General features: G+C 70.4%; 10 protein-coding genes. 5 read left to right on the top strand and 5 right to left on the bottom strand.

Translation table 11 applies throughout. The features are described from left to right. Positions 1-92 precede the first annotated feature (92 nt). The gene (locus OG788_RS20470; RefSeq protein WP_406372576.1) at positions 93-1367 is read right to left on the bottom strand and encodes a M6 family metalloprotease domain-containing protein; all 1275 of its coding nucleotides are present in this window, start codon (positions 1365-1367) and stop codon (positions 93-95) included. 521 nt (positions 1368-1888) lie between these two features. Here OG788_RS20470 and OG788_RS20465 point away from each other — a divergent pair. Both OG788_RS20465 and OG788_RS20460 read left to right on the top strand, forming a co-directional pair. Further along, positions 1889-2533, top strand: coding sequence for a helix-turn-helix domain-containing protein (locus tag OG788_RS20465; RefSeq protein WP_351549203.1), 645 nt, complete (start codon positions 1889-1891; stop codon positions 2531-2533). Between the two features lie 287 nt (positions 2534-2820). Further along, positions 2821-4371 carry an MFS transporter gene (locus tag OG788_RS20460; RefSeq protein WP_406372573.1) on the top strand — a complete coding sequence of 517 codons (1551 nt, stop codon included), beginning with the start codon at positions 2821-2823 and terminating at the stop codon, positions 4369-4371. 270 nt (positions 4372-4641) lie between these two features. On the opposite strand, the gene OG788_RS20455 is transcribed toward OG788_RS20460, so the two are convergent. Beyond that, positions 4642-5151, bottom strand: a complete 510-nt coding sequence (locus tag OG788_RS20455) for a MarR family winged helix-turn-helix transcriptional regulator (protein ID WP_266759738.1) — start codon at positions 5149-5151, stop codon at positions 4642-4644. Between the two features lie 142 nt (positions 5152-5293). On the opposite strand from OG788_RS20455, the gene OG788_RS20450 reads away from it, so the two are divergent. Continuing rightward, complete coding sequence (locus tag OG788_RS20450; RefSeq protein ID WP_406372572.1) at positions 5294-6100, top strand: dioxygenase; 807 nt, start codon at positions 5294-5296, stop codon at positions 6098-6100. A gap of 47 nt (positions 6101-6147) precedes the next feature. Here OG788_RS20450 and OG788_RS20445 read toward each other — a convergent pair whose 3' ends face one another. Continuing rightward, complete coding sequence (locus tag OG788_RS20445) at positions 6148-6672, bottom strand: GNAT family N-acetyltransferase (RefSeq protein ID WP_406372570.1); 525 nt, start codon at positions 6670-6672, stop codon at positions 6148-6150. A 169-nt stretch (positions 6673-6841) separates the two neighbouring features. On the opposite strand from OG788_RS20445, the gene OG788_RS20440 reads away from it, so the two are divergent. Further along, on the top strand, positions 6842-7840 hold the full coding sequence (locus tag OG788_RS20440; RefSeq protein ID WP_266759732.1) for an RNA polymerase sigma factor RpoD/SigA: 999 nt from the start codon (positions 6842-6844) through the stop codon (positions 7838-7840). A gap of 551 nt (positions 7841-8391) precedes the next feature. Here the strand turns inward: OG788_RS20440 and OG788_RS20435 are convergent. After that, positions 8392-9366 carry a YafY family protein gene (locus OG788_RS20435; RefSeq protein WP_351549219.1) on the bottom strand — a complete coding sequence of 325 codons (975 nt, stop codon included), beginning with the start codon at positions 9364-9366 and terminating at the stop codon, positions 8392-8394. Between the two features lie 62 nt (positions 9367-9428). Here OG788_RS20435 and OG788_RS20430 point away from each other — a divergent pair, with 62 nt between their 5' ends. Beyond that, on the top strand, positions 9429-10970 hold the full coding sequence (locus OG788_RS20430) for an MFS transporter (RefSeq protein ID WP_406372568.1): 1542 nt from the start codon (positions 9429-9431) through the stop codon (positions 10968-10970). 328 nt (positions 10971-11298) lie between these two features. Here OG788_RS20430 and OG788_RS20425 read toward each other — a convergent pair whose 3' ends face one another. Further along, positions 11299-12048 carry a DUF6227 family protein gene (locus OG788_RS20425; RefSeq protein WP_406372566.1) on the bottom strand — a complete coding sequence of 250 codons (750 nt, stop codon included), beginning with the start codon at positions 12046-12048 and terminating at the stop codon, positions 11299-11301. Between the last annotated feature and the right edge of the window lie 15 nt (positions 12049-12063).

Here is a 12063-nt window from a genome sequence, read left to right as displayed (position 1 = left end):
CATCTGGCTGCCGGCTCCCGTGCGCCCGGCAGACCGGCAGACGGGCAGCCCGTCCCGTCGGCCGGCGGCCGGCCCGGCGGGCCACGGGACGGTCAGTGGCGCGTCACGTACACCCGATACTTCCCCGCGACGTCCGCCGCCGCGACCCGGACGGTGAGCCCCGCCTTCCGGTCCTTGAAGGTCTCACCGGGGGCGAAGGGCGCGTCGGAGAGCTCGGCGTGGACGTTGGGGGAACGGGTGCAGCCGCCGCTGTCGCCGTGGGAGTCGTACACCGTGACGGGCCCGTTCCCGGTGTCCACGTCCGCGTCGACCTTGTAGACGAGGATGCCGGGATGGCAGACCGCGGAGTCGTTGCCCGCGCGGGTGCGCAGTTCGAGGACGAACCCGCTCCGGGCGCTGGTGGGTATGACGACCAGCTTCGGGCCGCCGGGCCGGGCCAGCGGGGTCAGCGTGTACTCGGTGGTGCCGGACGCTGCCGCGCAGCTCACCTGGGAGGCGTCGAGCCAGCCGAGCTTCCACTTGTGCCAGCCCAGGAGGTCGTTGTCGGCCCCCCAGTCCTCGCTCATGATGTCCCAGTGCCCGACCGCGCCGCCGCCGTCCTGGGTGTAGAGGTCGGGCAGGCCGAAGGTGTGGCCGTTCTCGTGCGGCAGTACGCGGTAGCCCGTGTCGGCGTAGGAGCCGGAGCCGTCGTCCTGGCGGCTGTAGACGAAGGACGCGTTGGCGACCGGGACGCCGTCGGCGACCGGCGCCTCGGTGTTGCCGGCGAAGGTCACCGACAGCACGGTGTCCAGCGCGGAGGGCCCGGCATTGGGTGTGACCAGCACGTTCATGATGTCGAACGAGCGGAAGTCGACCTCGGGATCGGCCGCGGCCACGATGTCCTGGACCAGTTCGCGGTACCCGGGGTCGAAGGGCGCGCCGCGTTCTATGCCGTACGCCTTGAAGGGCTTGGGCATCCGCAGCCAGTGCCGGACGGGGGCGTCGGGCCGGTAGTCGAGGCGGCCGTAGGAGGCGGTGCGGAACCATTCCTGCGTCTTCGGGAAGAACTCGCCGTAGCGGTCGCGGGCGCTGCCCTTGCCGGGTGCGTCGGAGAAGTCGACCATCAGGGTCAGCGCCCGGACGGTACCGGTGGAGCGGGCGTAACCGGACGCGGTCGGAATGCCTTCGCCCATCTGGATGCCCGACGGGCCGTTGATCATGCAGGGACCGAGCGCCGTGGAGCGGGCCAGCGCGCTGGAGCCCGCCGTGGCCGAGCCCGCCGTCAGGTGCCCGGTGCCGGCGGCGGTGCTGACCGCCATCGTCAGCACGGTCACCGTGGCGAGCGCGGCCACACGGCGCGGGCGTATCCGGCGGGTGGACGGCTGCATGCGGGGGCCCTTCGCTCCACGGCAGCCGCCGGTCTCCGACTGCACCCTTTCGATCACCCTGAGTCGCCGACGCGCCGGGCGCGCGCTGGATGGGCCCGATCGGGTTTATCCCCGGAAGGACCTGAAACGGCTTCCGGGAGGAGGGCGCGGCGGGGTTCCGGCGGCTCCGGCAGGCGAGGCGGGAGACCGGCCGGGAGAGCGGACGGGAGGCGAGGCTGGAGACCGGGCGGAAGCCGGACGGAAGGCCGGATGGGAGGCTGGACGAAAGGCCGGACGGGAGGCCGGAAAGGCCGGTGGGTCTGGGCCGGAGCTGCCGCGGGATGCGGCAGGGGTCCAAGGGGCCGGCGAGTTCCGGCATGATTCCACAGCCATCCGGCAAGAGTGTGACGTAGGTCACATACTCCTTTCCCGATCGGGGAAATAACCGGGGATCGTTTCCCCGTTTAGCCATACGTCCGAGCGAAACGGGGAGCGAATCCCCGGATCGCACTCAGGCTCAGAAACGCTTCGAGGAGTACGCCGTGGAGACCGCAACCCCCGTGCAGCGCCGAGTGGCCCGGCCGCGCGCCGACGCCCTGCGCAATCGGGAGCGGATCGTCGCCGCCGCCCGCGAGATGTTCGTCGAGTTCGGCGCCGAGGTGCCGTTCGACGAGATCGCCCGCCGGGCAGGTGTCGGCAACGCCACGCTGTACCGCAACTTCCCCGACCGCGACGCCCTCGCCCGCGAGGTCGTCTGCTCGGTCATGGACCGCACCTCGGAGTGGGTCGAGGAGGCGCTGGAAGCGGGTGGCGACGCCTTCGAGTCGCTGAGCGGCTTCGTGCACTTCGCCGCCGACGAGCGGATCGGCGCCCTGTGCCCGATGCTCTCCGAGAACTTCGACCAGAACCATCCCGACCTGGTCGCCGCACGCGACCGGATCACCGACCTGATCCAGCAGCTGATGGCCCGCGCCCGTGAGGCCGGACAGCTGCGCCCCGACATCGAGTTGGGCGATCTGATGATCGCCGTCAGTCAGCTCACCAGGCCGCTGCCCGGCACCGCGTGCCAGGGCATCGACCGTTTCGTGCACCGTCATCTGCAGCTGTTCCTGGACGGTATGCGGGCTCCGGCCCGCTCCGAACTGCCCGGGGTGGCCGCCACCGTGGAGGAACTGCGACGAGCGTGACCGATACGCGGACGCCGTGATCGTGGGCGGACCGACGGACCGGCCGATGGGACGGCCGGTCGACCGGGGGCCGATGAGTCCGGCACCCGGCGCCGGTCAGAACTCGTGACCCGTACTCGTATTCAGCGCTCGTCCCCATGACTCGTATTCGTCACTCGTCCTCATAACGCGCACGGCGCACTCGTCACTCGGGCGAGTCGTACCGAGCCGCTTCCCGGCCGTCACCGTCGACGAGCCGCGCCTTTTCACTGACTTTTTCGCTACGAAGTCCCGGAGTGGGTACCCCCATGTCTGAAACAGGAATCTCCAAAGCAGTCCCGGACCCAGCGTCCGACGCGCACAGCAACCGCTGGAGGGCGCTCGTCTTCATCGCGCTGGCCCAGCTGATGGTGGTGCTGGACGCGACGATCGTGAACATCGCGCTGCCTTCCGCCCAGCAGGACCTGGGTATTACGGACGGCAACCGGCAGTGGGTCGTGACGGCCTATGCCCTCGCCTTCGGCGGTCTCCTCCTCTTCGGCGGCAGGATCGCCGACCTGTGGGGCCGCAAGCGGGCGTTCGTCGTGGGCCTGGTCGGCTTCGCCCTGGCCTCCGCGCTCGGCGGCGCGGCCCAGAGCGGCGCGATGATGTTCGGTGCCCGCGCTCTTCAGGGTGTGTTCGGCGCGCTGCTGGCGCCCGCCGCGCTCTCGCTGCTGGCCGTGATGTTCACCGACGCCAAGGAGCGCGCCAAGGCCTTCGGCATCTACGGTGCGATCGCCGGTGGCGGTGGCGCCGTCGGCTTCATCCTCGGCGGTGTCCTCACCGAGTACATGAACTGGCGCTGGACCTTCTTCGTCAACATCCCGTTCGCGATCGTCGCGGCCGCGGGCGCGTACTTCGTCATCCGTGAGCCGAAGGGCGGGCGCAACCGTTCGCCGCTCGACATCCCGGGCGTCGTTCTGTCCACCCTCGGTCTGGTCTCCCTCGTCTACGGCTTCACCCGCGCCGAGTCCGACGGCTGGGGCGACACCACGACGGTCGGCCTGTTCGTGGCCTCCGCCCTGCTGCTGGCCGCGTTCGTCTTCACCGAGTCCAAGGTCAAGGCCCCGCTGCTGCCCCTGCGCGTCATCACCGAGCGCAACCGCGGCGGCGTCTACCTCTCGCTCGGTCTCGCGATCATCGCGATGTTCGGCACCTTCCTCTTCCTCACCTACTACCTGCAGATCGTGAAGGGCTACTCGCCGATCTCGACCGGCTTCGCCTTCCTGCCGATGATCGCGGGCATGATCACGGGCTCCACGCAGATCGGTGCCCGTCTGATGACCCGGGTCGCGCCGCGGCTGCTGATGGGCCCCGGGTTCCTGGTCGCCGCGCTCGGCATGCTGCTCCTGGCGCAGCTGGAGATCGGTTCGTCGTACGTCTCCCTGGTGATGCCGGCGATGCTGCTGCTCGGCCTCGGCATGGGCACGGCGTTCATGCCCGCCATGTCGCTGGCCACGCACGGGATCGAGCCGCGTGACGCCGGTGTCGCCTCCGCGATGGTCAACACCTCGCAGCAGGTCGGCGGCGCGATCGGTACGGCCCTGCTGAACACGATCGCCGCCTCCGCGACCACCGTCTACATCAAGGACCACATCGGCGGCGCCACCTCCGCGTCGCAGCGTCAGCTGGTCCAGGCGGAGGGCATGGTGCACGGCTACAGCAACGCGATCTGGTTCGCCGTCGGCATCCTCGTGGTCGCCGCGGGAATCGCCTTCACCCTCATCAACACCGGCCGCCCGGACGCCACCGCGGTCTCCGGTGCGACCACGGGCGAAGGCGCCGAGGACGAGCTGAAGGTGCCGGTCATCGCCCACTGACGGCCCTTGGGCACCCCGGGTACTTCGGCTACGGCGCGCACGTCGCGTACGGGCGGGGGTGGGGACGCCTCGCCCGTACGACTCCGAGGGACTGCCCCGGCTCCGAACGCGACGGAGCCGGGGCAGTCCCGTGTCCGGACCCGGCGGACGAACGCGCGTGTGCCGACAGCCACCCGGCGGGGAGGCGTGCCGCCGGCGGTCGGGGGAGTGGTGCGCGGCCGGAGGGGTTAGGGGTTCCTGCGCGGTCAGGTTTCCTGGCCGGGGGGAGCCCTAGCGCAACCAGGGCAGGTCGGCGCCCGCTTCCTTCGGCTGGAGCCCCTCGGCGATGATCCGCATGGCCTCGCCGAAGGCCTTCTGCTGGTCCGGGCCGAGCCGGTCGAACAGGGCTTGGCGTACGGCGGCCACGTGGCCCGGAGCCGTACGCCGCAGGACGTCGTAGCCGTCGTCGGTCAGGACCGCGAACTGCCCCCGCTTGTCGGACGGGCAGTCCTCGCGCCGTACCCAGCCGCTCTTCTCCAGGCGCGCGACCGCGTGCGAGAGCCGGGAACGGGTGATCTTCGCGTTCATGGCCAGCTCGGTCATCCGCAGCCGGCGGCGCGGTGCCTCGGCCAGCTGCACCAGCAGGCCGTAGTAGATGTGAGGCATGCCCGCGTCGCGCTGGAGCTGACGGTCGAGATGGTCCTCCAGGAGGGTCGTGGCGTGCATGTACGCGCGCCAGATGCGCTGTTCCTCGTCGGTGAGCCAGCGCGGCTCTTCAGCGGGAGCGGGTGCCGTGTTCATGTACTCCACTGTACGAGCCTCTCCTTGAAACTTAAACAAACCGGGCGTAGCCTTGGGCTCGGCAAAGAACTTGAGACTTTAAGCAACTTCTTCAAGCGTCAAGCGCCGAGCCGTACGATCGAACCCTCTGGAGGGAGCCGCCATGTCCGCCGCCACCGAGGAGCGCCCCGCGCCGGAGCGCATGCCCGCCCTCTATCTCAGCCATGGCGCCCCGCCCCTCGCCGACGACCCGGTCTGGCCCGGCCAGCTCGCCGCCTGGTCGGCCGATCTGCCACGCCCCAGGGCGATCCTCATGGTGTCCGCCCACTGGGAGGAGGCCCCGCTCGCCCTCGGCGCGATCGAGACGGTCCCGCTCGTGTACGACTTCTGGGGATTCCCCGAGCACTACTACCAGGTGACGTACACCGCCCCCGGCGCCCCGCTGCTCGCCGAGTCCGTACGGAAGCTGCTGCGCGCGCCCGGTACGCCGGTGCAGGACATCCCGGACCGCGGACTCGACCACGGCGCGTACGTCCCCCTGAAGGAGATGTTCCCCGAGGCCGACATCCCGGTGCTGCAGATCTCCATGCCGACGCTCGACCCGGTCCGGCTGTTCGAGATCGGCCGCAGGCTGGCGCCGCTGCGCGACGAGGGCGTGCTGATCGTCGGCTCGGGCTTCTTCACCCACAATCTCGCGGCCCTGCGGCACACGGGCGGGGGGGTCCCCACCTGGTCGAGCGAGTTCGACGACTGGGGACACCGCGCGTTGGAGGCCGGTGACGTGGACGCGCTGCTCGACTTCGAGCGCAAGTCCCCGGCGGGCCGCCTGGCCCACCCGCGCACGGAACACTTCGCCCCGCTCTTCGTGACCATGGGCGCGGCGGACGCCGCCGGGGAACTGGACGGACAGCGGTCCGTGATCGACGGATTCTGGCTGGGAATGGCGAAGCGGTCGGTGCAGTTCGGCTGAGTGCCGTGTGCCGGGCGGTCCTGCTCCGGGGCGACCGGACGGCACTCCTAGAGGGTGAGTTCCTTCTCGTACCAGGCGACGTCCCAGTAGCGGCCGAACTTGCGGCCGACCTCCCGGTAGGTGCCGACATGGTGGAACCCGAAGCGTTCGTGCAGCCGCACGGACGCTTCGTTGGGCGGAACGACGCCCGCGTAGGCCCGGTGCAGGTCCTCGGTGGCGAGCGCCGCGAAGAGAGCTTCGTAGAGAAGCGTGCCGACACCGCGGCCCGTGGCGTCCGGAGCGACGTAGACGGTGACCTCGACGGAGGTCGAGTAGGCGGGCTTCACGCGAAAGGCGCTGGATGTGGCGTACCCGAGAATCACCTGTGAGTCCGTGTCCGTGGCAACCATCAGGCGGTGCGGTCCGTCTTCAGGGTGGGAGAGCAGCCACGAGCGTCGCTCGTCGGGCGTGAAGACGGCGGTGTCGAAGGTGACGGGCGTCTCACGCACGTAGTGGTTGTAGATCTCGGTGAGGGCGCCGAGGTCGGCTGCGACCCCTGGCCTGACCTGCACATCTGTACGTTCTGACGACATCCGCCCTCCCATGTGGTGCGACAGGGTACTGCATGATCAGAAAAATCGAGGTACGGGTTGGGAATTCTGTCCGGATTCCAGTCGTTGTTTCCATCAGATGCCGGGCACCCGGGAGGGTGAGCCCGATGTCCAGGTCCACCCGCAAGCCCACCATCGCAAGGGAGCACGCATGGCAACCCGTGCCGTCGCCCGTCGTAAGTCCGCCACCGGCGGGACCGCCGACGCGGCACGCAGTGTTCGCGCCGGAGGCGGCGAAATCGCCGATCGCGACCTGGTCGGCATGTACCTCGACGAGATCGCGCGTACACCGCTGCTCGACGCCGCCAAGGAAGTCGAGTTGTCCCAGGTCATCGAGGCGGGTGTGTTCGCGCGGCAGATCCTCGACGGTGAGGCGGAGGCCAAGGCGGACGCCTCTCGCGAGGAGCTGGAGGCGCTGGTCGCCGACGGCGAGCGCGCGAAGGACGTGTTCATCCGCTCGAACCTCCGGCTGGTCGTCGCCGTGGCGCGCCGTTACCCGCGCAGCGGACTGCCCCTGCTCGACCTGATCCAGGAGGGGAACGCCGGCCTGGTGCGCGCGGTCGAGAAGTTCGACTACCGCAAGGGCTTCAAGTTCTCGACGTACGCCACCTGGTGGATCCGGCAGGCCATCACCCGTTCCATAGCCGACCAGTCGCGCACGATCCGTCTCCCCGTCCACCTGGTCGAGGAGTTGGGCCGGATCCGTCGCGTGCAGCGCGAGTTCAACCGTGAGAACGGGCGGGAGCCCGAGCACACGGAGATCGCCGCCGAGCTCGGTTCGACGCCGGAGCGCGTGGGCGACGTCCTGGACTGGGCCCGAGACCCGGTCTCGCTGAACATGGCGGTGGACGACGAGGGCGAGACCCAGTTCGGTGACCTGCTGGAGGACACCTCGGCCGTGTCCCCGGAGCAGTCGGTGCTCACGCTGCTGCGCAGCGAGGAACTGGACGGCCTGATAGGCCACCTCGACCAGCGCACCGCCTCCATCATCAAGATGCGGTACGGCATCGAGGACGGCCGGGAGCGGACGCTCACGGAGGTCGGCAAGGAGCACGGTCTGACGCGCGAGCGTATTCGCCAGATCGAGAAGCACGCCCTGCTCGAGCTGAAGAAGCTGGCGCGCGACACCGGATTCGACGCGGCGGCGTAGCGGTGCGAGGGTGCGACACGCGTACGGGGCGAGTCGGGTGAGCGCGATGCGTGGGCCGTTCGGGTTCACTCGTCCTGGGGGCGCGAGACCCCGCTTGCCCGGTTCGCGCACGGGCGCCCACGCCACGTTGGCCACAAGTCGACCAGACATGGCCATGTAAGGCCGCTTCAACCTGCTGGGCTCTGGGAACAAGACTTCCGGGCCCACGCTTCAGAGTCCCGACCAGGCGGACACGAGCCGCCCCCCAAGAACCGAGTCCCGACGCACACCCCCCCCGCGCCGGGACTCTTCCAGAGCCGAGCTTCGGCGCCTCCCCCCCCCTGGCGCCGAAGCTCGGCTCCACTTCCGCCCCGGGTTTCGAGCCGAGGGTCCGCAGTGGAGAGAGCGCGGGGCGCGCGGTGGGGTTTGGGCAGGACGTGGTCGGGCCACCCCGAACCTGAACCCCGGGGTGACCCGGACGGCAGATTCTGCCACAGCGACATAACCTGCCGTACCTGACCGGCCTCGGGGCGTCACCGGCAGCGCGATGTCCCATCGGCCGTGACGTGCCGTCAGCGCGCGGACGCGTTTCCGGCCCGGCTCAGCCGAGCCCCCAACTCCCTTATGTGATCGGCCAGTTCCCTCGGCTCTTGAACGGTGAACTCGCAGTCGACCATCGCGATCCGCACCGCCAGCCATTCCACCGAGTCACCGGCGGAGGCGCGCAGGCGGCAGCTGTGCTCGTCGATCGGCTCGGGCGACCCGATCCACGCGGGCACGCGCGCCGCGACGAAGTCGGCCGGTGCGGCGAAGGTGACCTCGAACGCGTACGTCTCCTGACGCCGGTACATCGACTGCCGCAGATATTCGGCGGCGTTCCCCGTCGGCAGCTCGCGGGGTGTGAAACGGGCCCCCGTAGCGAAGGGCTCGGTCACCCGGTCGACGCGGAACGTCCGCCAGTCCTCGCGGTCGAGGTCGTACGCGACGAGGTACCACCGGCGGCCGGTGGAGACCAGCCGGTACGGCTCGGTCAGCCGCCGCGACGGCGTCCCGTCCCCCGAGCGGTACGCGAACCGCAGCCGCTCCTGTCCCGCGACGCTGGACGCCATCACGGTCAGCGTCTCGGGTGCGATGCTCGCCCCGTCTCCGCTGGTCAGGGGGGTGGTGGCGGCCTGGAGTGTGGACACGCGGTGCCGCAGCCGGGCCGGCAGCACCTGCTCCAGCTTGGCGAGGGCCCGTACGGAGGCCTCGTCCACGCCCGCGACCGCGTGTCCGGCGCCGGCCCGCAGGCCCACCGCGATCGCCACGGCCTCCTCGTCGTCGAGGACGAGCGGCGGCATCGCCTTGCCCGCCACCAGCCGGTAACCGCCGTCCGCACCCTTGGTCGCCTGCACCGGATAGCCCAGCTCGCGCAGCCGGTCGATGTCGCGGCGGACCGTGCGACGGGACACCCCCAGGCGCTCGGACAGCTCGCCGCCGGGCCATTCGCGGGGCGTCTGGAGGAGGGAGAGGAGCTGGAGCAGCCTGGCCGGTGTGTCGGTCGTCATGTTTTCCAGGGTGCCGCACAACTAGGACACGATCTGACCTAATCGCGCCGTAGCTTTACGGCATGACTTCCACCGAGACCTCTGAGACGGCTCTCAGCAGCCCGGCACCCGGCGCCGCGGCCGACCGGCGACGCTGGTTCGCCCTCGCCATCGTGATGACCGCGGCCTTCATGGACCTGGTCGACGTCACGATCGTCAACATCGCGATCCCGTCGATCCGGCAGGACGCGGGCGCCACGTTCAGTCAGATCCAGTGGATCACCGCGGGCTACGCGCTGGCCTTCGCCGCGGGACTCATCACCGGTGGGCGGCTCGGCGACATCCACGGCCGCAAGCGGCTCTTCCTCCTCGGCATAACCGGCTTCACGATCGCGTCGGCGCTGTGCGGCTTCGCGGCGAACCCGGAGATGCTGGTCGCCTCGCGCATCCTGCAGGGCGCCATGGCCGCGATGATGGTGCCGCAGGTGCTGTCGATCGTGCACGCCACCTTCCCGGCGCACGAGCGGGGCAAGGTCTTCGGCCTCTTCGGCGCGATCGTCGGCCTGGGCGCGGTCTCGGGTCCGCTGCTCGGCGCACTGCTCACCGAGTGGAACCTCTTCGGCCTGGAGTGGCGGCCGATCTTCCTCATCAACCTGCCGGTCGGCATCGTCGCGCTGATCCTGGGACGCCGCTTCATCACCGAGTCCAAGGCCCCGCGGGCCCTCAAGCTCGACCTCGTCGGTGTCACCCTCGTCACGCTCGGCCTGCTGATGCTGCTCTACCCGCTGACCCGCGGCCGTGAGCTGGACTGGCCGCTGTGGGGGTACGCGTCCATGATCGGCTCGTTCGTCGTCTTCGCGGTGCTGGTGGCGTACGAGAAGCGGAAGTCGGCGCGGGACGGTTCGCCGCTGGTCGAGCTGTCGCTGTTCAAGGTGAAGAGCTTTGCGGCGGGCATCGCCGTGCAGACCGTCTTCGGTATCGCCCTCGGCATCTTCTTCCTGGTCTGGACGCTGTACATGCAGACCGGGCTGGGCTGGACCCCGCTGCGGGCGGGACTCACCGGAGTGCCGTTCTCGATCGCGGTCTCGGCCGCGGCGGGCATGTCCGTGCAGCTGCTGGTCCCGCGCTTCGGACGCAAGGTGCTCCAGGCGGGCGCCCTGCTCATGGCGCTCGGAGTCCTGCTCTACATCTGGGAGTCCGACCGGTACGGCATGTCCATCGCCTCCTGGCAGATGGCCCTTCCGCTGGTGGTCATGGGCGCGGGCATGGGCTTCATCGTCGCCCCGCTGACGGACGCGGTGCTCTCGGAGGTCCCGCGTGAGCACGCGGGCTCGGCGTCGGGCCTGATCAACACCGTGCAGCAGATGGGCAACGCGCTCGGCCTCGGCCTGGTCTCGGTCGTCTTCTTCGGCGAGATCGGCGACAACCTGACCCTCGCCCAGGTGGGCCCGGCCTTCGTGAACGGCTTCCAGCACGCCCTGGGCTGGGTCGCCGCGGTGATGACCGTCATCTTCCTGGTGATGTTCGCGCTGCCGAAGCGGCCGGCCCAGCATGTGGAGGGGGCGGAGGACGAGACGGTCGCCGAGGATCAGGTCCGGGACCAGAAGGCGGAACTCGTCGGCTGAGTCCCGGCCAGGTCCGCCACCACCGGTGCGACGTGGAAGTCCGAGCCCGAAGGGGCCCCGGCACCTCAGGTGCCGGGGCCCCTTCGGGTTCTCCGGGTACGGCACGGCCTCGTCGTCGGAAGGCCGGCGTGCCCAGCGAGCACCGGTGCCGACCGCCGGCCCGGACGTCCTCGCGCGGGGGTGCCGCAGCCGGCCCCGCGCCGGGCGACAGGGCTCAGCGCGGTCGAGCCGCGGCCCATGCCGGACGCCGGCACGATCGGCCGGACGCCGGCCCCCGTCGCGCGGCGCCCGGGTCGGTCCCCAGCCCAGGCGCGCCGCGCCTCGGACCTCAGCCCAGGCGCGCCGCGCGCCGTTCCATCGCGTCGCGTGCCGCGTCCTCCGACGCGTACACCTCGCACATGTGCCGCCGGTCCGGCGTCGCCGTGTGCTCGACCTCCCACAGGGAGATCTCCTGCCCGTCGCGCAGCAGGAACGCGTGTTCGTAGAGCGAGAAGCACAGGCCCGCCTGGCCGGCCCGGCAGGGGCGGCCGAAGGCCTGGGTGATCTGGTGTGCGAACGCCTCCCGGAGCAGGAGTGTCGTGAGGTCGGAGCCCGGCCGGTCCGTATTCTCCGCGCGCCGCAGGAGCCGGCGCGCGTGATCGGCGGAGTCGTCGGGCACGTACGTGTGACGCGGCTCGGGGATCGCCGACAACTGCACGAACACGGGCAGTTCGAAGTCCGGCGCGTCCGGCGGCAGGGGGAGTCTGGCCGTGGCGGCGCGCAGCTCCTCCTCGTCGACGTAGACCTCGTGCTGTGCTTCGCGGCCCGGCGCCGTGTTGTGCACGAGCTCCCACAGTGTGACGGCGGAGCCGTCGGCGAGCAGCCACGTGTGACGGTACGTCTCCCGGTGCAGTCCCGCGCTGTGGTGCGCGGAGTGCAGCGAGCTGTCGTGCGCCAGCGCGCAGTCGAGTCGCCGTATCGTCTCGTCGGGCAGCTCGAACGAGTTCAGGGCGCGGCCCAGGAGTCGCGCGAGATGCTCCTCCGGAGACTCGGGCGACTCGGGTGGTTCGTACGCTGCTGTCTCGTACGGAACGCTCAAGGTTTCTCCCGGCGT

Source organism: Streptomyces sp. NBC_00647, from assembly GCF_045207245.1.
Taxonomy (GTDB): Bacteria; Actinomycetota; Actinomycetes; order Streptomycetales; family Streptomycetaceae; genus Streptomyces.
This window is presented reverse-complemented; position numbering and strand designations above follow the sequence as displayed.